The organism is Phenylobacterium hankyongense (assembly GCF_003254505.1).
Lineage (GTDB): Bacteria > Pseudomonadota > Alphaproteobacteria > Caulobacterales > Caulobacteraceae > Phenylobacterium > Phenylobacterium hankyongense.
Map to the genome: position 1 here is coordinate 3,192,696 of NZ_QFYP01000001.1, position 21,980 is coordinate 3,214,675.

A 21,980-nucleotide genomic window follows, 5' to 3' on the forward strand; every position below is an offset into this window, starting at 1 on the left:
ATGGATCCCCGCACCCTCGTCACCGTCATCCTGTTCGCGCCGCTGCTGGGCGCGGTCGTGGCCGGCCTGTTCGGCCGCCGGCTCGGCGACACCGTCTCCATGGCGGTCACCACGGGCCTGCTGATCCTGGCGGCCCTGCTGTCCTGGACGGTCTTCGCCCAGTGGACCTGGGGCCACCTGGAGCCGTTCACGATCACCTATGCGCCCTTCATCCACGTGGGCCGCTTCCTGTCCGACTGGTCCTTCCGCCTGGATGGGCTGTCGGCGGTGATGCTGGTGGTGGTGACGACGGTCTCGTCGCTCGTCCACCTCTACAGCTGGGGCTACATGGCGGAGGACGACTCCAAGCCGCGGTTCTTCGCCTACCTGTCGCTGTTCACCTTCGCCATGCTGTCGCTGATCAGCGCCGCCGACTTCATGCAGCTGTTCTTCGGCTGGGAAGGCGTGGGCCTGGCGAGCTACCTGCTCATCGGCTTCTGGTTCAAGAAGCCCACCGCCAACGCCGCGGCGATCAAGGCCTTCGTGGTCAACCGGGTCGGCGACTTCGGCTTCGCGCTTGGCATCATGACGGTGTTCTGGTCGTTCGGGACCATCCGCTTCGCCGAGATCTTCCCGCAGGTGGCGACGCTGGCCAACCACACCTGGCTGTTCGCCGGCCAGAACTGGCGGCTGATGGACCTGGCCTGCTCGCTGCTGTTCGTCGGCGCCATGGGCAAGTCGGCGCAGTTCTTCCTGCACACCTGGCTGCCGGACGCCATGGAAGGCCCGACGCCGGTCTCCGCCCTGATCCACGCGGCGACCATGGTGACCGCCGGCGTCTACATGGTCTGCCTGCTGTCGCCGATGTTCGAGTACGCGCCGGTGGCCAAGCACATCGTCACCGTGATCGGCGCGATCACCGCCCTGTTCGCGGCGACCGTGGGCCTGGTGCAGAACGACATCAAGCGGGTGATCGCCTATTCGACCTGCTCGCAGCTCGGCTACATGTTCATGGCCGCCGGCGTCGGCGCCTACCAGTCGGGGATGTTCCACCTCTTCACCCACGCCTTCTTCAAGGCGCTGCTGTTCCTGGGCGCGGGCTCGGTGATCCACGCCATGGCCCACGAGCAGGACATGCGCCGCTACGGCGGCCTGGCGAAGTACCTGCCGGTCACCTTCGCGGTGATGACCATCGGCACCATCGCCATCACCGGCCTCGGCATCCCGGGCGTGGAGCTGGGCTTCGCCGGCTTCTATTCCAAGGACTCGATCATCCACGCCGCCTACGCCGCCGGTTCGGCGGGCGATCCGATGGGCTACTTCGCCTTCGTGATCGGCGTGTTCGTGGCCGGCCTGACCGCCTTCTACTCCTGGCGCCTGGCCTTCTTCACCTTCAACGGCCACGCCCGCTGGACCTCCGAGGACCTCGAGCACCACTGGCACAACCGCGATCACGCGGACGACCACGCCAGCGGCGCCCAGATCGAGACCCACGACGAGCCGCTGGAACACCACGACGCCCATGCCCACGGCCACGACCACGGCCACCATGGCCCGGCGCTGCCGCACGAGAGCCCCTGGACCATGCGCCTGCCGCTGGTCCTGCTGTCGATCGGCGCGATCGCCGCCGGCTACGTCTTCGAGGAGAAGTTCGTCGGCGCCGAGCAGCACGAGTTCTGGCGCGGCGCGATCTTCACCGCCGCCAACAACCACGTCCTCGGCCCGAGCCATGCGCCGGAGTGGACGGTGCTCGCGCCGCTGGTGGTGTCGGTGATCGGCCTGTTGGGCGCGGCCTACGTCTATATCGCCCGCGAGGGCCTGGGGGCGCGGCTCGCGGCCCGCGGCGGCCCGCTCTACGTCTTCTTCTACAACAAGTGGTTCTTCGACGAGCTCTACGAGGCAACCTTCGTCCGCGGGGCGAAGTTGCTGGGCGACCTGTTCTGGAAGGGCGGCGACCAGAAGATCATCGACGGGCTGGGCCCGGACGGGGTCTCGGCGGTCTCCTATGCGCTCGGCCGCCGGACCGGCCGGCTGCAGACCGGCTACCTCTATCACTACGCCTTCGTGATGCTCCTGGGCGTCGCCGGGCTTCTCTCCTACGCCCTCTGGGCCTGGAACGCGTAAGGGCGAGGAGGCAGACACATGACCGGCATCCTTTCCCTCATTACCTACGCCCCGCTGGTCGGGGTCGCGGCCATCCTGCTGCTGCGCCTCCTGCGCGGCCCGGAGGACGTGCGCGCCGCCAATGCGGCCAAGTGGATCGCCCTGGTGGCGACGCTGGCCACCCTGGCGCTCTCCGTCCTGCTGGTGGTGCAGTTCAATCCCAACGACGCGGGCTTCCAGTTCGTCGAGGACGCGCCCTGGTTCGCAAGCCTCCACTACCGCATGGGCGTGGACGGCATCTCCGTGCTGTTCGTGCTGCTGACGGCGTTCCTGATGCCGCTCTGCATCGCCGCCTCCTGGCAGTCGATCGAGAAGCGCATCCCGGAATACATGATCGCCTTCCTGCTGCTGGAGACGCTGGTGACCGGCGTGTTCTGTGCGCTGGACCTGGTGCTGTTCTACGTCTTCTTCGAGTTCGGCCTGGTGCCGATGTTCCTGATCATCGGCATCTGGGGCGGCCAGCGGCGGGTCTACGCGGCGTTCAAGTTCTTCCTCTACACCCTGCTCGGCTCGGTGCTGATGCTGGCGGCGATCCTGGCGATGATCGGGATCTCCGGCACCAGCTCGATCCCCGAGCTGATGACCTACCACTTCGCGCCGCAGGTCCAGACCTGGCTGTGGCTGGCCTTCTTCGCCTCGTTCGCGGTGAAGATGCCGATGTGGCCGGTGCACACCTGGCTGCCCGACGCCCACGTGGAAGCGCCCACCGCGGGCTCGGTGATCCTGGCCGGCATCCTCCTGAAGATGGGCGGCTACGGCTTCATGCGCTTCAGCCTGCCGATGTTCCCGGCGGCCTCGCACCAGTTCACGCCGCTGATCTTCGCGTTGAGCGTGATCGCCATCGTCTACACCTCGCTGGTGGCGTTCCGGCAGACCGACATCAAGAAGCTGATCGCCTATTCGTCCGTCGCCCACATGGGCTTCGTGACCATGGGCATCTTCTCCGGCAACGTGCAGGGCGAGCAGGGGGCGCTCTACCAGATGCTCAGCCACGGGGTGATCTCCGGGGCGCTCTTCCTCTGCGTCGGCGTGGTCTACGACCGCATGCACACCCGCGAGATCGCCTTCTACGGCGGGCTGGTGAGCCGCATGCCCTGGTACGCGGCGGTGTTCATGCTGTTCACCATGGGCAACGTCGGCCTGCCGGGCACCTCGGGCTTCGTGGGCGAGATCCTGACCATGGCCGGGGCCTACGGCGCCTCGACCTGGACGGCGATCATCGCCGCCACCGGGGTCATCCTCTCGGCGGTCTACGCGCTCAGCCTCTACCGCCGCGTGGTGTTCGGCGAGCTGGTCAATCCGAAGCTCGCCGCGATCACCGATCTCGACTGGCGTGAGGTGGCGATCTTCGCGCCGCTGATCGCCTCGACGCTGGTGCTCGGCGTCTATCCGAATTTCGTGTTCAACCTGACCCAGACCTCGGTCGACCACCTGGTGGCGGTCTACCGCGCGGCGGCCGGCGGGTGAGGGGCCTTCATCGATGAACTTCTCCGGCGACCTTAGCCTCGCCTTTCCCCAGCTGATCCTGGCCGGCGCAGCCCTGCTGCTGCTGGTCTGGGGGGCGTTCGCGCCCAAGGCGACGACGGCGCTCGGCGCCGCGGCGGTCGTGGCGCTGCTGGGCGCAGCGGCGGCGGCGGCCACCGGTCCGTTCGGTCGCGGCTTCGCCGGCGGCCTGATCTCCGACGCCGCCTCGGTGTTCGCCCAGGTGGCGATCTACGTGGCCAGCGCCGTCTGCATCCCGCTCGGCCAGCGCTGGTTCGAGCGGCGCGGCGTCCACAACTTCGAGTTTCCGATCCTGATCCTGATCGCCGCGCTCGGCATGGGGATGATGGCCTCGGCCGGCGACCTGATCTCGCTGTACGTCGGCGTCGAGCTGCACTCGCTGGCGCTCTATGTGCTCGCCGCCATGCACCGCGACAACGCCAAGGCCTCCGAGGCCGGGCTGAAGTACTTCGTGCTGGGCGCGCTGTCGTCGGGCCTGCTGCTCTATGGCGCGAGCCTGATCTACGGCTTCGCCGGCTCGACCCTGTTCGCCGACATCTCCGCCACCGTGCACGGCGGGGCGAGCACCGGGGTGCTGTTCGGCCTAGTGTTCCTGATCTGCGGCCTGGCGTTCAAGGTCTCCGCCGCGCCGTTCCACATGTGGACGCCGGACGTCTACGAGGGCGCCCCGACCCCGGTCGTGGCCTTCTTCGCCGCGGCGCCCAAGCTCGCCGCCATGGTGCTGTTCGCCCGCGCGCTGGCCGAGGGCTTCGGCGGCGCCATCGTCCAGTGGCAGCAGGTGTTGGTGGCGCTCGGCCTGATCTCCGTGGCCGTCGGCGCCTTCGCCGGCCTGGCGCAGAAGAACCTCAAGCGCCTGTGGGCCTATTCCTCGATCGCCAACGTCGGCTACGCCATTCTCGGCCTCGCGGCCGGCGACGCCCAGGGCATCCAGGCCATGCTGGTATTCATGGTCCTCTACATGGTCGACGTGACGGGCTTCTTCGCCTGCCTCGCGGCGCTGTCGCGCCAGGGCCGGCCGATGGAGACGATCGACGACATGGCCGGGCTGATCAAGGAACAGCCGGGCATCGCGCTCGCCATGACCGCCTTCTCGCTGTCGGCGCTGGGCCTGCCGCCGTTCTCCGGCTTCTGGGCCAAGGTCTATGTGTTCAAGGCCGCGATCCATGGCGGCCTGGGCGTGGCGGCCGTGCTCGGCCTGGTCGGCTCCGTGGTGGCCGCCTTCTACTACCTGCGCCTGATCAAGGTGATGTGGTTCGACGGCAGCCAGGGGGCGACCGACCGGCCGCCGCTGGAGGCGCGGTTCATCGCCATCGCCCTGGCGCTGTTCACCTTCCCCGTGGTGATGGGGGCGCTGGTGTGGCTCGATCCGCTGGCCCACGCCGCCGCCGCCGCGTTCGGCCTCGCCTAGTTGGCCGATCACCCGCCGATCGAAAGCTACGACGAGCTCGACTCCACCAACGCCGAAGCGCGCCGCCGGGCCGAGGCCGGGACGGCGGGCCCGGTCTGGATCACCGCGGCGCTGCAGACCGCCGGCCGCGGCCGGCGCGGCCGGGCCTGGAGCACGGCGGGCGGCAACCTCGCCGCCACCCTGCTGATGACCACCGACGCGCCCCCGGCGGAGGCGGCGCAGGTCTCCTTCGTCGCCGCGCTCGCAGCCGCCGATCTCGCCGACACCTGCCTCGGCGTAGGCGCGGCGAAGCTGAAGTGGCCCAACGACGTCCTGGTGTACGGCAAGAAGGCCGTCGGCATCCTGGTGGAGTCCGGCGCCCGCGCGGATGGCCGCCTGTGGCTGGCGGTGGGGATCGGCGTCAACCTGGCCCACGCGCCCACCGACGCAGAACGGCCCGCCACCGCGCTGGCCGAACACATGGCCGCACCGCCGCCCGCGCCGCTGGAGGCCCTGAAGGTGCTGGCCGGCCGCTTCGAGGCCTGGCGGAGCCTGTGGGCGACGCAGGGCTTCGCGCCCATCGCCCGGGCCTGGACCGAGCGCGCCCACGGCCTGGGTGACCGCTGCGAGGCCCGGCTGCCGCAGCGGACGCTCGCCGGCGTGGCGGAGGGTCTCGATCTCGATGGCGCGCTAAGGCTACGGCTGGACGACGGATCGCTTGAGCGCATAACGGCGGGCGACGTCTTCTTCGGGGGAGGGGCCTGATGCTGCTGGCGATCGAACAGGGCAACACCAACACGCTGTTCGCGGTGCACGACGGCCAGGCGTGGATCGCCCAGTGGCGGGCCGCCACCCACGCCAGCCGAACGGCGGACGAGTACGCCGTCTGGCTCTCGCAGCTGCTCTCCATGGCCGGCCTGGCGCTGGGGGCCTTCGACGGCTGCATCATCTCCAGCGTCGTGCCGCAGTCGGTGTTCAACCTGCGCAACCTCGCCCGGCGCTACCTGCACGTGGAGCCGCTGGTGATCGGCGAGAACGCCGAGCTCGGTATCGCCGTCCGCATCGACAAGCCGTCGGAGGCCGGCGCCGACCGGCTGGTGAACGCCATCGGCGCCCATGTGATCTATCCCGGCGACCTGATCGTCATCGACAGCGGCACCGCCACCACCTTCGACGTGATCGGCGCGGACGGCGCATTCGAAGGCGGAGTGATCGCGCCGGGGATCAACCTGTCGATGGAAGCGTTACACGCTGCGGCGGCCAAGCTTCCGCGGATCGCCATTCAGAAGCCTCAGCGGGTCGTGGGGAAAGACACCGTAGGGGCGATGCAGTCGGGCATCTTCTGGGGCTACATCGCCCTGATCGAGGGCCTGATCTCGCGGATCAAGGCCGAACGCGACGAACCGATGACCGTGGTCGCCACCGGCGGCGTCGCCTCCCTGTTTCATGGGGCGACCCTGGCGATCGACCACTTCGACCCCGATCTGACCATTCGCGGCATGCTGGAAATCTGGCGCCGCAACTCGGCAAAGGCCTAATGGCGAAATCTCAAGCGCAAGACGAACTCGTTTTCCTGCCGCTCGGCGGCTCGAACGAGATCGGGATGAACTTCAACCTGTACGGCTACGGCCCGCCCCACGACCGCAAGTGGGTGGTGGTGGACCTGGGCGTGACCTTCGGCGACCAGACCACGCCGGGCGTCGAGGTGATCCTGCCCGATCCCACCTTCATGGAGGAGAACGCCGACCGCCTGCTGGGCATCGTGCTGACCCACGCCCATGAGGACCACATCGGCGCGGTCGCCTGGCTATGGCCGCGGTTCAAGGCGCCGATCTTCGCCACTCCGTTTACGGCCTTCATCCTGCGCGAGAAGCTGCGCGAGGCGGGCCTGCTGGAAGAGGCGCGGATCACCGAGGTGCCGCTCGGCGGCACCATCGAGCTCGGCCCGTTCAAGTTCGAGCTGATCACGCTGACCCACTCGATCCCCGAGCCCAACGGCCTGGCGATCAAGACGCCGCTCGGCACCATCCTGCACACCGGCGACTGGAAGATCGACCCGGACCCCTTGCTGGGCGCGCCCACCGACCAGGACGCCATCCGCCGGCTGGGCGACGAAGGCGTGCTGGCCATGGTCTGCGATTCCACCAACGTCTTCGTGGACGGGGTCGCCGGGTCCGAGGCGGACGTGCGCAAGGCGATGATCCCGCTGATCGGCCAGTTCAAGGCCAAGGTCGCGGTGGCCTGCTTCGCCTCCAACGTGGCGCGGATGGACAGCGTGATCCGCGCCGCCGAGGCCAACGGACGCCGGGTGTGCCTGGTCGGCCGCTCGATGCACCGGATGGCGGCGGCGGCCAAGTCGGTGGGCCTGATGACCGACATCCAGCCGTTCGTCAGCGACGCCGAGGCCGGCCACTTCCCGGCCAGCGGCATCCTCTATCTGTGCACGGGCAGCCAGGGCGAATCGCGCGCGGCGCTGTCGCGGATCGCCGACGGCACCCATCCGCACGTCAGCCTGGGGGCGGGGGACGCCTGCGTCTTCTCCTCGCGGGTGATCCCGGGCAACGAGATCCCGATCCGTAACCTGCAGAACAAGCTCACCGAGCGCGGCGTGCGCCTCTACACCGAGCGCGACCACCCTGGCATCCACGTCTCCGGCCACCCGTGCCGCGACGAACTGGCGGAGATGTACCGCTGGGCGCGGCCGGAGATCGCCGTGCCGACCCACGGCGAGCGCCGCCACCTGATGGAGCACGCCGCCTTCGCCCGCGACCTGCAGGTGCCGCAGCAGATCACGCCGCGCAACGGCGACATGGTCCGCCTGGCCCCCGGCCGCGCGGAGATCATCGACGAGGTGCCGGCGGGCCGGCTCTACGTGGACGGCGGGGTGCTGACGCCGGAGAACGGCGAAGCCCTGCGCGAACGCCGCCACGCCGCCTCGAACGGCATGGTCGCGGTCTCCGTGGTGCTGGACGGCAAGAACAAGATCGTCTCGGGGCCGGAGGTGAGGGCGCTGGGCCTGCCCACCGACCAGGACTATCCGCTCGACGACGTGCTGGACGATCTCGCCGACGAGGCGGCGCACGCCCTGGACCGGCTGAAGGGCGAGCAGCGCGACGACGACGACGCGGTGGAAACCGCTATGTCGCGCGCCGTGAAGAAGGCCAGCCAGCGCATCTGGGGCCGCCGCCCGGTCGTCGAGACCACGGTGCTGAGGATCTGAGCCGATGGACAACCCTCCAGACGACACTGCGCCGGCCGATGAGACCCCGATCCAGCGCGCCCTGCGGCTGAAGAAGGCGGCCATCGACGCGCGCCCGAAGCCGCCGCGTGGCGGCCGCTTCCAGCGCGAGCAGTCCGCCGCCGCCCGCTCCTCGGCGAAATCCAAGCCCTGGATGTCGCGCTAGGAGACCGGCGAGCGGCGCGCCGGGCGACTGATTTGTCGGCCGATCTCGCGCGGGCGCGTGCGGAGCGCTATACCGAGCCCATGATCGGGAAGCTCAATCACGTGGGGGTCGCCACGCCGTCCATCGAGGACTCGGTGCGGCTCTATCGCGACGTGCTGGGCGCGACCTCCATCGGCGAGAAGTTCGCGCTGCCGGAACAGGGCGTGTGGGTCTGCTTCGTCAACCTTCCGAACAGCCAGATCGAGTTGATCGAGCCTTACGGCGACGCCTCGCCGCTGAAGGGTTTCCTTGAAAAAAACCCAAAGGGCGGCCAACACCACGTCTGCTTCGAGGTGGCGGACATCCTGGTCGCGCGTGACGACATGCGGGCCAAGGGCGCGGCCATCCTGGGGACGGGAGAGCCGCGGATCGGGGCGCACGGCGTGCCGGTGATCTTCGTGCACCCGAAGGACATGGGCGGCGTGCTCGTCGAACTGATGGAAACGCCGAAAGAGGGCCACCACTGATGAACTGGGTCACCGGCGTCGCGATCTACCTGACCATCTGGTGGACGGTGCTGTTCGCCGTCCTGCCGCTGGGCGTCACCAGCCATGCGGAAGCCGGCATCGACAAGGGCGACGGCGGCGACCCCGGCGCGCCGGTCGATCCCAAGCTGAAGAAGAAGTTCATCACCACGACCTGGATCTCGGCGATCCTGTTCATCGCCCTGTGGGTGACGATCCGCTTCCACCTGGTCACCCTGCCGGACCTGCCCCAGCACGCCTACTGACCCCGCCGACCGGGCGGCCCGGCCCGCTCGCGCGTTGCCAAGCTCTTGGCGGCAGGGCTATCAGAGCCGCTCGCCGTCATTTCGAGGACCCCACAACCGATGCGCCTTTCGCGTTACTTTATGCCGACGTTGCGCGAGGCGCCGTCCGACGCCCAGATCGTGTCGCACCAGCTGATGCTCCGGGCCGGCATGATCCGGCAGGAGGCGGCGGGCATCTACGCCTGGCTGCCGCTCGGCCTGAAGGTGCTGCGCAAGATCGAGCAGGTGGTGCGCGAGGAGATGGACCGGGCCGGCGCCGTCGAGGTGCTGATGCCGACCCTGCAACTGGCCGACCTTTGGCGCGAGAGCGGGCGCTACGACGATTACGGCGACGAGATGCTGCGCATCAAGGACCGCCACGAGCGGGACCTGCTGTACGGCCCCACGGCGGAGGAGGTCATCACCGACATCTTCCGGTCGTACATCAAGTCCTACAAGGACTTGCCGAAGAATCTTTACAACATCCAGTGGAAGTTCCGCGACGAGCGCCGCCCCCGTTTCGGGGTGATGCGCGGCCGTGAATTCCTGATGAAGGACGCCTATTCCTTCGACATCGACGAGGCTGCGGCGCGGCGGTCCTACAACCGGATGTTCCTGGCCTATCTGAACGTCTATGCACGCCTGGGGCTGAAGGCGATCCCGGTGCGCGCCGACACCGGCCCGATCGGCGGCGACCTCAGCCACGAGTTCATCATCCTGGCCGACACCGGCGAGAGCGAGGTCTTCGCCCACCGCGACCTGGTGGAGATGGGCGCGCCGGGCCCCGACATCGACTGGGACGGCGACCTGCAGGACCTGGTGGAGCAGCGCACGCGGCTCTACGCCGCCTCCGACGAGATGCACGATGCGGCGCGCTTCGAGGCCGAGGCGCCCGAGGACAAGCGGATGACCGCCCGCGGCATCGAGGTCGGCCACATCTTCTACTTCGGCGAGAAGTACTCCAAGCCGATGAAGGCCGTGGTCGCCGGACCCGACGGCCAGGAGCGGCCGGTGCAGATGGGCTCCTACGGCGTCGGCGTCTCGCGGCTGGTGGCGGCGATCATCGAGGCCAGCCACGACGACGCCGGGATCATCTGGCCCGACAGCGTCGCGCCGTTCCGGGTGGCGGTCGTCAACCTGCGGGCTGGCGACGCCGCAGTCGACGCGGTGGCCGAGCAGGCCTACCAGGCGCTGGTCGCCGCGGGCCTGGACCCGCTGCTCGACGACCGCGACGAGCGGCCGGGCGCCAAGTTCGCCTCCCTCGACCTGGTCGGCCTGCCCTGGCAGCTGATCGTCGGCCCCAAGGGGGTCGCCGAGGGCGTGGTGGAGGTCAAGCGCCGGGCCACCGGCGAGCGCCAGACGCTGCCGCTCGAGGCGGCGCTGAAGGTGATCGCCGGGTGAGCCGCGCCGACGCCGTCCCCAACGGCGGACGCGCGCCGCCCTTCGGGCTGTGGGAGCGCATGCTCGCCGGCCGCTACCTGCGGGCCAAGCGCAGCCAGGGCGGCGTGGCCCTGATCTCGCTGATCTCCTTCATCGGCATCATGCTGGCGGTGGCGGTGCTGATCATCGTCATGTCGGTGATGAACGGCTTCCGCGCCGAACTGCTCGGCCGCATCCTCGGCTTCAACGGCCACCTGTTCGTCTCCGGCGGCGTGCTCGACCGGCCCGACCTCGACCAGGTGGTGAAGCAGATCGCCCGCGTGCCCGGCGTGGTGCAGGCCAGCCCCATCGTCGAGGCCCAGGCCATCGCCATGGGCCCGGGCCAGATCTCCGGCGCCATCGTCCGCGGCATCTCGCCGGCCGACCTAGCAGCGACCAGGATCGTCTCCGGCAACATCACCAAGGGCTCGCTGAAAGGCTTTGGCCAGGGCGAGTACGGCGGCGACGAAATCGTGGTCGGCGCGCGGCTGGCGGATTCGCTCGGCGTCCGGCCCGGCGACACCCTGACCCTGATCTCGCCCTCGGGCGGAGCGACGGCCTTCGGCGGAACGCCGCTGCAGAAGCCCTACACGGTGGCCGCCACCTTCACGGTCGGGATGAGCCAGTACGACCAGGCCTACATCTACATGCCGCTCAAGCAGGCGCAGCTGTTCTTCGGCCGCGAGAACAGCGTCGACGTCGTCGAGGTGAAGCTGAAGAATCCGGACCAGGCGGCGTCCCTGAAGGGTGCGGTGACCCGGGCCGCGGGTCCGGCGTCGCTGGTCACCGACTGGACCCAGCGGGATTCGTCCTTCTGGGGCGCGCTGAAGGTGGAGCGCAACGTCATGCGCCTGATCCTGATGCTGCTGGTGGCCATCGCCGCCATGAACATCATCTCCGGCCTGGTTATGCTGGTGAAGAACAAGGGCCGCGACATCGCCATCCTGCGGACCATGGGCGCGGGGCAGGGCTCGATCCTGCGCATCTTCTTCATGTCCGGCGCCATGGTCGGGGTGCTGGGCACGGCGGCCGGCCTTTTGGTCGGCGTGCTGGTCTCGGTCTACATCGGTCCGATCCAGTCGTTCGTGGAGTGGGCGACGGGGCAGGCGGTGTTCTCGTCCGACGTCTATTTCCTGTCGCGCCTGCCGGCCAAGGTGGACTGGGCCGAGGTGGGCCTGATCACCTTCTGGGCGCTGGCCATGTCGTTCGTGGCGACGCTGCCGCCAGCCTGGCGGGCCTCGCGCCTCGATCCGGTGGAGGCCCTTCGCTATGAATGAGCCGGTGCTCTCCATCCGCGGCCTGGAGCGGTCCTATGTGACCGGCGCCGGCGCGCTGACCGTGCTGCGCGGCGCGGACCTCGACATCATGCCCGGCGAGATCGTCGGCCTGATCGGGCCGTCGGGCTCCGGCAAGTCGTCCCTGCTGCACGCCGCCGGCCTGCTGGAGCGGCCGAACGCCGGGCGGATCACCGTGCTGGGCCGCGACTGCTCGGACCTGCCGGACCGGGCGCGGACGCGGGTGCGGCTGGCGACCATCGGCTTCGTCTACCAGTTCCACCACCTGCTGCCGGAGTTCTCGGCGCTCGACAACGTGGCCCTGCCGTTGATGATCGCCGGCAAGTCGCGGCGCGCGGCGCAGGACCGGGCGGCGATCCTGCTCTCCGAACTCGGCCTCGCCGACCGCGTGCAGCACCAGCCCGCGCAGATGTCCGGTGGCGAGCAGCAGCGCGTGGCGGTCGCCCGCGCGCTCGCCAACTCGCCGCGGCTGCTGCTGGCCGACGAGCCCACCGGCAACCTCGACCCGCACACCTCGGGCGCCGTGTTCGAGAACCTCTACGCGCTGGCCCGCAGCCAGGGCGTCGCGGCCCTGGTGGCGACCCACAACCTCGAGCTCGCCCGCCACATGGACCGGGTGTTCGCCCTGCGGGACGGCCACCTGGAAGAGCAGGCGCCGGGGGCGGCCCGCTAGCTCAGCAGGCCCTCTAGCTGAGCAGACTGGCCAGCGGCGACTTCAGGCCCAGGCCCAGGAAGCCGGCCAGGCCCATCACCAGGCCGCCGGCCCCGAACAGCCAGGCGGCGATCAGCGCCGGGAAGCTTTCCGCCAGGGCCGCGACGGCGGCGATCGCCACGGCGGTGGAGATCAGGGCGTCGGAGGCGTCGAACTGGTCGTCGTGGACGTTCAGGGCGTCGTACTGGGCCTGATCGTCCTGCGCCTGCTTGCGGAGCTGCGGGATCTCCTTGTCGTACTTGGCCATCTCGCCTTTCAGGCGGGCCTGTTCGACGGCCGTGGCGGCGGCGACACGCTCGCCGCCGATGGCGGCGAGGAAGCGGGACTGCGCCAGCGCCGTCTCGTCGATGTGCAGCTTGGTCTTGGTGGCCTGGTATTCGCCCCAGTGGTCGACGGCGGCGGACTGCGCCTGCTGCATGTTCTGGACGATGTTGCCGTCCTTGACCTGGCTCAGGCCCATGAAGACCGAGAGCACGACCACGGTCATCGCCACCATCCTGTTGAGGCGTTTGTCCTTGGCCTCGGCGTCCAGTTCGATTTCCACGCGATTCCTCGTTTGATGCGGCCTGCGCAAGCTACGCAGGAAGATGGCGCCGTCGTGACGGGCGTCTAGCGCTGTCGCGCCTGGCGCAGCGTGTCGCCGGCCAGCGCGGCGCAGGCGATCACCAGCGGCAGCAGGTAATAGGACAGCCGGTAGCCCAGGAAGGCCGCCGCCAGCGGGGCGACGTCGGCGTGCGGCAGCAGGGTGGAGATCGAGCCCTCGAACACGCCCGCGCCCGCCGGCACCGTGGAGATCAGGCCCGCCACGGCCGCGGCGGCGTAGGCCCCCACGAAGGTCGAGTAGTGCACCGCGCCCGGCGGCAGCAGGATCCAGATGATCGCCGCGGCGACCCCGTTGTCGACCACCCCGATGACCATCTGCGCCATCGCGTCGCCGGCGCTGGGCAGGGTCAGGCTGTGGCCGAAGGCGCGCAGGGGCCCGCGCAGCACCGCGCACAGGACGATATAGCCGATGGCGGCGGCCACCAGGGCCGCGCCCACGGCCCGCGCCAGGGCCAGTGGGATCGCCGTGGCCGCGATCTGCTCGGGCGCTGAAAGCAGCAGGCCGGCGCCGCCCAACGCCGCCAGGCCCACCGCGAAGGACACCCCGCCGAACAGGGTGGTGGCGGCGACCTGGGTCAGGCTGACGCCGTAGCGGTCGTAGAGCCGCGCCCTCACGGCGCCGGAAACCAGCAGGTTGGCGCCGATGCTGTGGGCGATGGCGTTGGCCAGGAACGAGCCGGCCAGCGCCGGTCCCCAGGGCAGCTTCGCGCCGGCCCAGCGCAGCCCTAGCCATTCCACCACCCCCATCAGCACGAAGCTGAAGGCCGACAACACCAGGGCGGCTAGGATCCGCCCGTGGCCCCAGGCGTCGATGGACGCAAGGACGGCGCTGAGGCTCAGATGGTGGAACTCGCGCCACAGCACCACGCCGGCGGCGACCAGCAGCACAACGGGGACCACCCGCAGCGCCCAGCGGCGCAGCAAGCCGCCGAGCCCGACGCGGCGATCCGGCAGGGCGCGCGCCAGCTCCGCCACCACAGGCTCGGCGGGCGGTTCGTCATCAGCGGGCGTTGGCGTCGGCACGGCTACGGTGTCTCGCGAGTCGCGTGCGGGGTCACGGTCTACCCGCGGCCTGGCCTTGGGTTCCAACAGCCTTCACCGCAAAGGCGGCGAATTTGAAGCGGAGCCGACCGCGGGGCCGCCGGGCGTTCGGAACCGAAGACCCACGGCAAAGGTTCTTGGGATGACCCACACCCAGAAGGAGCATCGTCATGCCGCGGGAAGATTGGACGCGTGGAGAGCCGCCGCGCACGGACGACTTCGGACAGGCCGACTATTCGACCGACTATGGCTACGACCCGCGCCGGCGGGTCGGCTATCGCGCCGAGGACGACGTGGCGCGCGACGACGCCTATGACGCCGAGCGCGGACGGGCCTATCGCCCCCTCTCGGAAGACGACCCCGAATACGCCCGCCGGATGAATTCCGGCGAATACCGCGGCGGCGAGCCGGCCCGCGACGGCGGCCGTTCGTGGATGAACCGGGCGGGAGACTTCTTCGCGGGCCGTACCGATCGCGACGAGGACCGCCCGCCGCCGCGCCGCCGCGGACCGTCTGACCGGGTGCTGTGGGCGGTGATCGTCGAACGCCTGGAGGACGAGCGCCGCCTCGACCTGCGCGACGTCGACGTGATCGTCGACAACGCCGAAGTGACCCTGAACGGCACCGTCCGGCGCAAGGAGGACAAGCGCCGGATCGAGGACATCGCCGATATCGACGGCGTGCGCCACGTGCAGAACAACCTGCGCGTCCGCGACCGCGGCTGGACCTTCATCTAGCTGCGGCGCGGGAACCGCCGGCGGAAGCGCTCGACCACCACGGGCGCGGCCGCGGCCGCGAGCCCGCCGAGGTCGGCCACCCAGTTGTTGATCAGCGGGCCGATGTGGGCGCCGGCGATCAGGTGCGACGCCTCCAGCACGGTGGCGAAGATCACATAAGCTAGGCCGATCCGCCGCAGCCGGGTGCGCGGCATGGCGGCGATCCCGGCCAGCGCGGCCACGTAGAAGGCCGCAAAATGCTCCAGGTAATGAGAGCGCACGAACTGCGGCACCATCGAGGGCGGCAGGAAGACCGCGATCACGATCGCCAACCCCGCGCCCAGGAACGCCAGCCGGGCGAGCACCGCCACCGGGCCGGTGTCGGGGTAGCGGCCATCGCCGAACAGGGTGCGGTCTTCGGTCATGCTTCCTGAATAGCCGAAGGTATGTGGAACCCCCAAGCCCGGCAGGATCGTTTAACGGGCATGACCCGGGCGATCACAGTCACCATCCCCCACCAGCTCGGCCGGGCGGAAGCCCGCCGCCGCATCGACGAGGGCTTCGGCAGCTTCACCCAGCACATGGGCGGCGCCGCCGGCATGCTCTCCAAGACCTGGGAGGGCGATCGCCTGAGCTTCGCGCTCAACGCCATGGGGCAGGGGATTTCCGGCTACGCCGACGTCGACGACACGACGGTGAAGCTCGACCTGCTGCTGCCGAACCTGCTGGGGATGATCGCCGACAAGCTGAAGGGCCGCCTGAAGAAGGAAGGCCAGCTGCTGCTCGAGAAGAAATGATCGGGCCGCGACGCGGTCCCCGGCCAGGAGGCGTCAGCGCTCGCCGGCCGTGAGGGCCAGGAGGGCGAAGGAGGCCAGCCAGTGCTCGCCCATGTAGTCGCCGGCGACGTGCGGCAGGCTGACGGCGAGGTGCAGGGTGGCGGCGTCCTGCGCCGCGGCCGCTACCGGGGAGCCGGGCGGCAGGCAGGCGGCGATCTCACGCCAGCACCAGGCCCGCGACAGGTTGAGGCCGTCGAGGTGGACGATCTTGCCGTCCGTCCGGTCGGTGACCGTGGCCGGCGTGAACAGGCTGTCGGGCCGGCCGTGCGCCGCGTCGGGCAGGAAGTCGGCCAGCCAGGCCCGGAAGTCGTCCGCCGGCAGCAGGCGGCGCAGGCATTCGGCCTCCACCAGGGTGGGTGACAGGAAGTCGTCGCCGGACGGCTCCCAGGCCGGAGCGTTCTGGTCCTCGATGAACCAGCTGCGGGCCTTGGCCTGGAACAGCTCCAGCAGGCGCTCGTCGCCCGCGACGCGGGCGTAGTCGGCGCCGAGCGCCATGGCGAAGGCGGTGTTGGAATGCACGCCGGCCCGGACCGGATAGGCGGCGCGCGGCAGGTAATCCACGAAGCGGTCGGCGAACGCCTCGGCCAGCGGACGCAGGGCGGCCGCCCAGCGATGGTCGTCGTGCGCCATCAGCTCGGCCTGCAGCTTCAGCAGCCAGCCCCAGCCTTACGGCCGCTCGAATCCCCGCGCCAAGGGCCGCCGCAGGTAGGCGACCTCGCCCTCCACCTTCTGGACGGTGAAGGCGTCGTCGAAGAGGGCGCGGATGGCCGGGCCCTCCGGGAGCGAGGGCTCCTGTCGCAGCAGGCTCGCCAGCAGCCAGTAGCCGTGCACGCAGGAGTGCCAGTCGAAGCTGCCGAAGAAGATCGGGTGCAGGTCGCGCGGGCCGCGGGCGTCGCCCGGGCCGTCCAGCACGTGATCCATCTTGTTGGGGTACTCGCGCGCCACGTGGCCCAGCGCGATGCGGGCGAAGCAGGAGGCGAGGTCCGGCGTCAGGCGATCGGGCGGGCTAGCGGTGGAAAGCGAGGACATACATCAGCACCAGGTTGACGAGGAGCAGGGGCGCGGCGGTGGGGATCTGCGCCTTGATGACGGCGTAGCGGTCCGGAAGCTCGAGCAGGGCCGGCGGCACCAGGTTGAAGTTGGCGGCCAGCGGGGTCGCCAGGGTGCCGCAGAAGCCGCAGAGCATGCCGATCGAACAGACCACGGCGGGATCGCCGCCGAACCTGTGGATCAGCACCGGCAGGCCGACGCCGGCGGTCATCACCGGAAAGGCGGCGAAGGCGTTGCCCATGATCATGGTGAAGCCCGCCATGCCGAGGCCATAGACGCAGACCGCCGCGAAGCGGCTGTCCATGGGCAGGTACCCGGTGACCAGGTCGCCGATCACCTTGCCGACCCCGGCCAGGGCGAAGACGGCGCCCAGCGCGGCCAGCATCTGCGGCAGCAGCGCCGCCCAGCCGATGGTGTCGATCAGCCGGCGGCCTTCCTGCAACGGGCTGATCAGCGGCTGGCGCAGCAGGACAAGGGCGACGGCGAGCGCGATGATCGCGGCCAGGGCCAGGGAAATCAGGGTCGCCTGTTTCGGATCCATCAGCGGCTGGCCGTCGAAGCTGAGGGGCTTGAGCACAAGCACCCCCAGGATGACCACCAGCGGCAGGGTGAGGGCGGGTGCGAACAGCTTCTCGCCGAACCCGACGGCCAGCGCCCGGCGCGCCTCCGGCGAGGTGGTGGCGGGCTTGCCGCGGCCCAGCAGGCCGAAGCCGGCGATGGCGGCGAGGCCCAGCACCAGCACGCCGTTGCCGAGGTCTCCGATCCGGTCTCCCGCCAGGAAGCTCAGCGCCACCAGGCCCCAGAAGGCGGCGTTGCCGAACCGCTTGCGATTGCCGCGATCCAGCGCGCTCAGCACGGCGTAGGCGGCGAACACCAGGCCTACGAGGACAAAGACCGCCCCCAGCTTGATCACGCGCGGGGCTCCGCCCGGCGACGCATCCGGCGGTCGAACAGGACCAGCCGCGTGGCGTGGATGGCGAAGGCGGCCAGCGCCGACGGGATCGCCCACATGGACAGGTGGAGCGGCTCGACGGCGATGCCGCTGGAGGCGAGGATCCCCACCATCAGCAGGATCGAGCCGATGGCGATGAAGATGTCCTCGCCGAAGAAGACGGCGATGTTGTCGGTGGCCGCCGCCTGCGCGCGGATGGCGTAGCGGGTCTCGGGGTCGAGCTCCCCGGTCCGCGCCTCCACCGCCCCCTCGGCCATCGGGGCGAGCACCGGGCGGACGGTCTGGGGGTGGCCGGCGATGGAGACCAGGCCGATGGCGGCGGTGAGCTGGCGAAACGCCATGTAGCCGATCAGCAGGTGGCCCACGGAGACGCCCCGGAAGCGGGTGATCAGCATCCGGGCGCGCTCCTGCAATCCGGCGCGCTCCATCACCCCGATCACCGGCAGGACCAGCAGGGCGACGCTGACCAGCCGGTTGTCGTTGAAGGCCTTGCCGAGCGCCGCCAGGACGGCCAGCGGGGCGAGGTGGGCGAACAGGCCGGTGACGAAGGCGGCGATCACCACCACCAGCAGCGGATTGAGACGGACGGCAAAGCCCACGACGACGACGGCGACGCCCAACAGGGTCAGCATCCGCTCTCCTTCAGACGATGCGAAGCGCTCATAGGAGCGTCTGGAGCGGGCCGGCGCAACGTCGTAGGCTCATGGACCGAAGGTTGGGGCCGAAGGTTGGGGCTGGAGGCTGGCCATGAGCGAACCGCAAGACAACGACGACGACGCCCCGGTCGATCCCGTGGAAGAAGCCGGCGAAGAGTCCTTTCCGGCCAGCGATCCGCCGGCCTGGTCGCCCCCTGGCGGGCGGCACCCTGCGGCTGGCGAGCGCTAGCGGGCCGCCCGCCAGGCGTCGGCCAGGGCCAGGAAGCCGTCCACGCCGACGGTCTCGGCGCGCGCCTGCGGATCGAGCCCGGCGGCGGCGATCAGCGGCTCGCCCCCCAGGGTCTTGAGGCTGGAACGGAGCATCTTGCGGCGTTGGCCGAAGGCGGCCGCGGTGAGCCGCTGCAGGGCGTCCAGGCGCTCCGGCGCGGGGCGATCGGCGCGCGGCGTCAGGCGCACCACGGCGGACTCCACCTTGGGCGGCGGCGTGAAGGCGCGGGCCGGCACGTCCATGACCCCCTGCGCCTCGGCGGTCGCCTGCACGATCACCGCCAGCCGGCCGTAGGCGGGATCGTTCGCCCGCGCGGTGATCCGCTCGGCGACCTCCTTCTGGAACATCAGCGTCAGCGAGGCGGGCGTCCAGGGGCCGGTCAGCCATTTGATCAGCAGGGGCGTGCCGACATTGTAGGGCAGGTTGGAGACCACGTGCGCCGGCTCGCCGGCCGCAAGCGCGCCCTCGTCGACGTCGAGCGCGTCGCCGAACACCAGGGTCAGCCGGTCGGTGGCCCGGGCGAGGTCCTCCAGAAGCGGCCGGAAACGCTCGTCCTTCTCGACCGCGGTCACCCGCGCGCCGGTTTCCAGGAGGGCCCGGGTCAGGCCGCCGGGGCCTGGGCCCACCTCGATCACCCGGTCGCCGGCCGCGAGCTGCGCCAGGCGCGCGATCTTGCGGGTGATGTTGAGGTCGAGCAGGAAATGCTGGCCGAACGACTTCTTGGCCATCAGCCCGTGCTCGGCGAGCGTCTCGCGAAGCGGCGGCAGGTCGGCCAGGGCGTCGGCCATCAGGCGGCCCGGCGCTGCGCGATCTGGTCGGCCATCCGTAGCGCGGCGACCAGGCTGTCCGCCCGGGCCAGGCCCCTGCCGGCGATGTCGAAGGCGGTGCCGTGGTCGGGCGAGGTGCGGACGATCGGCAGGCCGAGGGTGACGTTCACCCCGCCCCAGAAGTCCAGCATCTTGACCGGGATCAGCGCCTGGTCGTGGTAGAGGCAGACCACCGCGTCGTAGCGGCTGCGCATCTCCGCCGGGAACAGGGTGTCGGCCGGGTAGGGGCCGGTCGCCTCGACGCCGAGGTTGCGCAGCGCCCGCACGGCCGGCTCCACGATCTCGATCTCCTCGCGGCCGATGCCGCCGCTCTCGCCGGCATGCGGGTTGAGGCCGGCGACCGCCACGCGCGGCGCGAACACGCCGAAGTCGCGGCGCAGCGCCTGGGCGGTGACCAGGCCGGCGTTGACGATCTTCTCGACGCTGACCTGGGACGCCACCTTGGCCAGCGGCGTGTGGACGGTCACCAGCGTAACCCGCAGGTCCTGCGCCGTCAGCATCATGATCGGGCCGCGCGCGCCGTCATAGTTCGCCGCCGCGGTGAGCTCGCCGAGGAATTCGGTGTGGCCGGGAAACCTGAAGCCGGCCTCGTAGAGCGGGGCCTTGGCGATCGGCGCCGTGACCACGCCGGACACCGCGCCCCTAAGCGCCAGGCCGACGGCGGTCTCGATCCACTGGATGATCGCCGGCGCGGCGGCGGAGGAGGGCTGCCCGGCGACCACCGGCGCGCGCAGGGGCAAGTCCAGGACCGGAATGGCCTCGGGGAAGATGCGGGCGGCCTCGTCAGGCGCGGTCACCCGGCGCAGGATCGAGGCGCCGGCCGCCGAGGCTGAGGCCAGAGACTGGAAATCACCCACTGCGACGAAGGCGGGGCCGCTCTGGCGCAGGTCGTTCCAGGCCTTGACGATGATCTCCGGGCCGACGCCGGCAGGATCGCCAAGGGTCAGGGCAAGTGGTCCAGTCTTCACCTGGTCTCGATCGTGGCGGAGTTGCGGAGGTCCCGCATATAACGCCTGGAGATCATGCTGAGCTGCTGGCCGTAGAGGCGGTTCTCGATCTGGTCGTGATCCGCCTGGGCGGAGCCGGACGCGTGCTTGCCGCAGACCGCCACCACGTGCAGTCCGACCTTGGTGCGGATCGGGGCCGAAAACTGGCCGACGTTGAGGGTTTGGGCCGCGGTCCGGAATTCCGGCGCAAGGTCGGCGATTTCCGCCTCGCCGAGGTCGCCGGCGACGATGCCGGGGATCTTGGCGGCCGCGGGTTCGAGGTCGTCGCAGCCCTTCACCGCCAGCCGCAGGGATTCCAGCTTCACCCGGGCGGCTTCGATGTCGCCGGCCGTGGCCGTGGCCGGCAGCGCGACCGCCGCCTGCTTGAGATTGACCAGGGTGGCGCCGGCGCCCGCCCGCTTGTCGCGCAGATAGACGATATAGACGCCGTCCTTCACCGGGATCGGCGCGGAGAGCTGGCCGGGGCGGAGCTGCTCGAGCGCCGCCTCGACCTCCGGCGGCATCTCGCCCTGGCTCACCCAGCCGGCGTCGCCGCCCGCCGCGGCGGTGGGGGCGGCGGAGAACTGGCGGGCCACGGCCGCAAAGGGCGCGCCCTGCTGCATCTGGGTGACCAGCTGCTGGGCGCCCTGCTTGGCGGCGTCCATGCCGCCCACGCGGCTGGCGTCGATCAGGACCTCGCTGATCTGGTACTGCGGCTTGGAGGCCGCGGACGTCATGCGGGTCTGGGTGGCCTTGATCTGGTCTTCGCCAATCCGCAGGCGCGAGCCGTAGCGGCCGCGGATCCAGCGCTGCCAGCTCATCTGGGCGCGGATCTGCTGGTAGAGGGTTTCGGGGCTGATGCCCTGCGAGCGCAGGCTGCCGAGGAAGGCGTCCGGCTTGAGGTTGTTCTGCTGCGCCATGCCGGCGAGCTCTTCCTTCACCTCGGCGTCGTCGGCGACGATGCTGATCTTCTGCTCCTTCTCCACGCGGCGGAGCTCCTGCAGCTGCAGGCGCTCGTCGACCAGGGAGACCAGCGCTTCGCGCTGGAACTGGGGCAGGGTTTCTTCGGTGGGCTGTACGCCGGAGGTCGCGATCAGCAGGCGCATGCGCTGCGCCAGGTCGTAGGTGGAGATGATCTCGTCGTTGACGATCGCCGCCACCGATTCGGAGATCGGCCGCGGCCCGGCGGGAGGCGCGGGCGCTGCGGGCGCAGGCGCCGGCGTCGCGGCGAGCGGGGTCGGCTGCGCCTTGAGCGATCCGCGGAGCGTCTGCGCCTGTACGCCCAGGGGCAGGCTGGCCGCGAAGAGGGCCGCGGCGATGGCCGCGCCCCGCGCCGCCTGGCCCGTGACGTTACGCGGTAGCATCATGAGTGGAGTCATTCCTTCGAGCGGCCCAG

The 21,980-nt window shown here is 70.3% G+C and carries 23 protein-coding genes and 1 pseudogene; 15 read left to right on the forward strand and 9 right to left on the reverse strand.

All coding sequences use genetic code 11. The features are described from left to right. The 12 genes from nuoL to DJ021_RS15415 all read left to right on the forward strand — a co-directional run bounded on the left by nuoL (position 1) and on the right by DJ021_RS15415 (position 12,610). Positions 1 to 2,103 (forward strand): NADH-quinone oxidoreductase subunit L, encoded by a 2,103-nt coding sequence (nuoL, locus tag DJ021_RS15360; RefSeq protein WP_111458381.1) that lies wholly within the window; start codon positions 1 to 3, stop codon positions 2,101 to 2,103. An 18-nt stretch (positions 2,104 to 2,121) separates the two neighbouring features. Beyond that, positions 2,122 to 3,609 carry an NADH-quinone oxidoreductase subunit M gene (locus DJ021_RS15365; RefSeq protein WP_111458382.1) on the forward strand — a complete coding sequence of 496 codons (1,488 nt, stop codon included), beginning with the start codon at positions 2,122 to 2,124 and terminating at the stop codon, positions 3,607 to 3,609. Positions 3,610 to 3,622: 13 nt separating this feature from the next. Further along, complete coding sequence (nuoN, locus tag DJ021_RS15370) at positions 3,623 to 5,053, forward strand: NADH-quinone oxidoreductase subunit NuoN (protein WP_111458383.1); 1,431 nt, start codon at positions 3,623 to 3,625, stop codon at positions 5,051 to 5,053. Further along, a complete protein-coding gene (locus tag DJ021_RS15375) occupies positions 5,054 to 5,797 on the forward strand; it encodes a biotin--[acetyl-CoA-carboxylase] ligase (protein ID WP_111458384.1) in 744 nt (247 codons plus the stop codon). Continuing rightward, positions 5,794 to 6,570: a type III pantothenate kinase gene (locus tag DJ021_RS15380; protein ID WP_111458385.1), complete on the forward strand. Its 777-nt coding sequence runs from the start codon at positions 5,794 to 5,796 to the stop codon at positions 6,568 to 6,570. Before DJ021_RS15375 ends, DJ021_RS15380 begins: the two co-directional genes overlap by 4 nt. After that, complete coding sequence (locus DJ021_RS15385; RefSeq protein WP_111458386.1) at positions 6,570 to 8,252, forward strand: ribonuclease J; 1,683 nt, start codon at positions 6,570 to 6,572, stop codon at positions 8,250 to 8,252. Before DJ021_RS15380 ends, DJ021_RS15385 begins: the two co-directional genes overlap by 1 nt. A 4-nt stretch (positions 8,253 to 8,256) precedes the next feature. After that, positions 8,257 to 8,436, forward strand: a complete 180-nt coding sequence (locus DJ021_RS15390) for a hypothetical protein (RefSeq protein WP_111458387.1) — start codon at positions 8,257 to 8,259, stop codon at positions 8,434 to 8,436. An 80-nt stretch (positions 8,437 to 8,516) separates the two neighbouring features. Continuing rightward, a complete protein-coding gene (gene mce / locus DJ021_RS15395; RefSeq protein WP_111459131.1) occupies positions 8,517 to 8,942 on the forward strand; it encodes a methylmalonyl-CoA epimerase in 426 nt (141 codons plus the stop codon). After that, the gene (locus DJ021_RS15400) at positions 8,942 to 9,205 is read left to right on the forward strand and encodes a DUF1467 family protein (protein ID WP_111458388.1); all 264 of its coding nucleotides are present in this window, start codon (positions 8,942 to 8,944) and stop codon (positions 9,203 to 9,205) included. The genes mce and DJ021_RS15400 overlap by 1 nt, the downstream gene beginning before the upstream one ends. Before the next feature lie 99 nt (positions 9,206 to 9,304). Continuing rightward, positions 9,305 to 10,624 carry a proline--tRNA ligase gene (proS, locus tag DJ021_RS15405; RefSeq protein WP_111458389.1) on the forward strand — a complete coding sequence of 440 codons (1,320 nt, stop codon included), beginning with the start codon at positions 9,305 to 9,307 and terminating at the stop codon, positions 10,622 to 10,624. Positions 10,625 to 10,683: 59 nt separating this feature from the next. Continuing rightward, complete coding sequence (locus tag DJ021_RS15410; protein WP_111459132.1) at positions 10,684 to 11,919, forward strand: lipoprotein-releasing ABC transporter permease subunit; 1,236 nt, start codon at positions 10,684 to 10,686, stop codon at positions 11,917 to 11,919. Then, the gene (locus tag DJ021_RS15415; protein ID WP_111458390.1) at positions 11,912 to 12,610 is read left to right on the forward strand and encodes an ABC transporter ATP-binding protein; all 699 of its coding nucleotides are present in this window, start codon (positions 11,912 to 11,914) and stop codon (positions 12,608 to 12,610) included. The genes DJ021_RS15410 and DJ021_RS15415 overlap by 8 nt, the downstream gene beginning before the upstream one ends. Before the next feature lie 13 nt (positions 12,611 to 12,623). On the opposite strand, the gene DJ021_RS15420 is transcribed toward DJ021_RS15415, so the two are convergent. Continuing rightward, entirely contained in the window at positions 12,624 to 13,193 is a 570-nt protein-coding gene (locus DJ021_RS15420; protein ID WP_111458391.1) for a DUF4337 domain-containing protein, read from the reverse strand. 65 nt (positions 13,194 to 13,258) lie between these two features. After that, entirely contained in the window at positions 13,259 to 14,227 is a 969-nt protein-coding gene (locus tag DJ021_RS15425; RefSeq protein WP_165837236.1) for a lysylphosphatidylglycerol synthase domain-containing protein, read from the reverse strand. 236 nt (positions 14,228 to 14,463) lie between these two features. On the opposite strand from DJ021_RS15425, the gene DJ021_RS15430 reads away from it, so the two are divergent. Further along, entirely contained in the window at positions 14,464 to 15,030 is a 567-nt protein-coding gene (locus DJ021_RS15430; protein WP_111458393.1) for a BON domain-containing protein, read from the forward strand. Here the strand turns inward: DJ021_RS15430 and DJ021_RS15435 are convergent. Next, positions 15,027 to 15,434 carry a hypothetical protein gene (locus tag DJ021_RS15435; protein WP_111458394.1) on the reverse strand — a complete coding sequence of 136 codons (408 nt, stop codon included), beginning with the start codon at positions 15,432 to 15,434 and terminating at the stop codon, positions 15,027 to 15,029. The genes DJ021_RS15430 and DJ021_RS15435 overlap by 4 nt on opposite strands. 60 nt (positions 15,435 to 15,494) lie before the next feature. On the opposite strand from DJ021_RS15435, the gene DJ021_RS15440 reads away from it, so the two are divergent. Next, the gene (locus tag DJ021_RS15440) at positions 15,495 to 15,806 is read left to right on the forward strand and encodes a polyhydroxyalkanoic acid system family protein (protein WP_111458395.1); all 312 of its coding nucleotides are present in this window, start codon (positions 15,495 to 15,497) and stop codon (positions 15,804 to 15,806) included. 33 nt (positions 15,807 to 15,839) lie between these two features. Here the strand turns inward: DJ021_RS15440 and DJ021_RS15445 are convergent. From DJ021_RS15445 to DJ021_RS15455, 3 genes and pseudogenes are all read right to left on the reverse strand, one after another. Next, positions 15,840 to 16,874, reverse strand: a pseudogene (locus DJ021_RS15445) (DUF2891 domain-containing protein). Beyond that, complete coding sequence (locus tag DJ021_RS15450) at positions 16,852 to 17,808, reverse strand: DUF979 domain-containing protein (protein ID WP_111458396.1); 957 nt, start codon at positions 17,806 to 17,808, stop codon at positions 16,852 to 16,854. The pseudogene DJ021_RS15445 and the gene DJ021_RS15450 overlap by 23 nt, the downstream one beginning before the upstream one ends. After that, entirely contained in the window at positions 17,805 to 18,479 is a 675-nt protein-coding gene (locus tag DJ021_RS15455) for a DUF969 domain-containing protein (RefSeq protein ID WP_111458397.1), read from the reverse strand. Before DJ021_RS15455 ends, DJ021_RS15450 begins: the two co-directional genes overlap by 4 nt. Before the next feature lie 115 nt (positions 18,480 to 18,594). On the opposite strand from DJ021_RS15455, the gene DJ021_RS18985 reads away from it, so the two are divergent. Next, the gene (locus DJ021_RS18985; protein ID WP_165837237.1) at positions 18,595 to 18,732 is read left to right on the forward strand and encodes a hypothetical protein; all 138 of its coding nucleotides are present in this window, start codon (positions 18,595 to 18,597) and stop codon (positions 18,730 to 18,732) included. Here the strand turns inward: DJ021_RS18985 and rsmA are convergent. The 3 genes from rsmA to DJ021_RS15470 are packed head-to-tail and all read right to left on the reverse strand — an operon-like array spanning position 18,729 to position 21,951. After that, the gene (rsmA, locus tag DJ021_RS15460; RefSeq protein WP_111458398.1) at positions 18,729 to 19,559 is read right to left on the reverse strand and encodes a 16S rRNA (adenine(1518)-N(6)/adenine(1519)-N(6))-dimethyltransferase RsmA; all 831 of its coding nucleotides are present in this window, start codon (positions 19,557 to 19,559) and stop codon (positions 18,729 to 18,731) included. The two genes, DJ021_RS18985 and rsmA, sit on opposite strands and share 4 nt — an antisense overlap. Further along, complete coding sequence (gene pdxA / locus DJ021_RS15465; RefSeq protein ID WP_111458399.1) at positions 19,559 to 20,566, reverse strand: 4-hydroxythreonine-4-phosphate dehydrogenase PdxA; 1,008 nt, start codon at positions 20,564 to 20,566, stop codon at positions 19,559 to 19,561. The genes rsmA and pdxA overlap by 1 nt, the downstream gene beginning before the upstream one ends. Next, positions 20,563 to 21,951 carry a peptidylprolyl isomerase gene (locus tag DJ021_RS15470; protein ID WP_111458400.1) on the reverse strand — a complete coding sequence of 463 codons (1,389 nt, stop codon included), beginning with the start codon at positions 21,949 to 21,951 and terminating at the stop codon, positions 20,563 to 20,565. The genes pdxA and DJ021_RS15470 overlap by 4 nt, the downstream gene beginning before the upstream one ends. Between the last annotated feature and the right edge of the window lie 29 nt (positions 21,952 to 21,980).

Excerpts from the sequence above, each read along its gene's own strand:
- DJ021_RS15430 (WP_111458393.1), top strand. The coding sequence starts at position 14,464 with ATGCCGCGGGAAGATTGGACGCGTGGAGAGCCGCCGCGCACGGACGAC.
- DJ021_RS15415 (WP_111458390.1), top strand. The coding sequence starts at position 11,912 with ATGAATGAGCCGGTGCTCTCCATCCGCGGCCTGGAGCGGTCCTATGTG.
- mce (WP_111459131.1), top strand. The coding sequence starts at position 8,517 with ATGATCGGGAAGCTCAATCACGTGGGGGTCGCCACGCCGTCCATCGAG.
- DJ021_RS15470 (WP_111458400.1), bottom strand. The coding sequence starts at position 21,951 with ATGATGCTACCGCGTAACGTCACGGGCCAGGCGGCGCGGGGCGCGGCC.
- DJ021_RS15410 (WP_111459132.1), top strand. The coding sequence starts at position 10,684 with ATGCTCGCCGGCCGCTACCTGCGGGCCAAGCGCAGCCAGGGCGGCGTG.
- proS (WP_111458389.1), top strand. The coding sequence starts at position 9,305 with ATGCGCCTTTCGCGTTACTTTATGCCGACGTTGCGCGAGGCGCCGTCC.
- nuoL (WP_111458381.1), top strand. The coding sequence starts at position 1 with ATGGATCCCCGCACCCTCGTCACCGTCATCCTGTTCGCGCCGCTGCTG.
- DJ021_RS15365 (WP_111458382.1), top strand. The coding sequence starts at position 2,122 with ATGACCGGCATCCTTTCCCTCATTACCTACGCCCCGCTGGTCGGGGTC.
- DJ021_RS15390 (WP_111458387.1), top strand. The coding sequence starts at position 8,257 with ATGGACAACCCTCCAGACGACACTGCGCCGGCCGATGAGACCCCGATC.
- rsmA (WP_111458398.1), bottom strand. The coding sequence starts at position 19,559 with ATGGCCGACGCCCTGGCCGACCTGCCGCCGCTTCGCGAGACGCTCGCC.
- DJ021_RS15385 (WP_111458386.1), top strand. The coding sequence starts at position 6,570 with ATGGCGAAATCTCAAGCGCAAGACGAACTCGTTTTCCTGCCGCTCGGC.
- DJ021_RS15435 (WP_111458394.1), bottom strand. The coding sequence starts at position 15,434 with ATGACCGAAGACCGCACCCTGTTCGGCGATGGCCGCTACCCCGACACC.
- DJ021_RS15400 (WP_111458388.1), top strand. The coding sequence starts at position 8,942 with ATGAACTGGGTCACCGGCGTCGCGATCTACCTGACCATCTGGTGGACG.
- DJ021_RS15455 (WP_111458397.1), bottom strand. The coding sequence starts at position 18,479 with ATGCTGACCCTGTTGGGCGTCGCCGTCGTCGTCGTGGGCTTTGCCGTC.
- DJ021_RS15440 (WP_111458395.1), top strand. The coding sequence starts at position 15,495 with ATGACCCGGGCGATCACAGTCACCATCCCCCACCAGCTCGGCCGGGCG.
- DJ021_RS18985 (WP_165837237.1), top strand. The coding sequence starts at position 18,595 with ATGAGCGAACCGCAAGACAACGACGACGACGCCCCGGTCGATCCCGTG.
- nuoN (WP_111458383.1), top strand. The coding sequence starts at position 3,623 with ATGAACTTCTCCGGCGACCTTAGCCTCGCCTTTCCCCAGCTGATCCTG.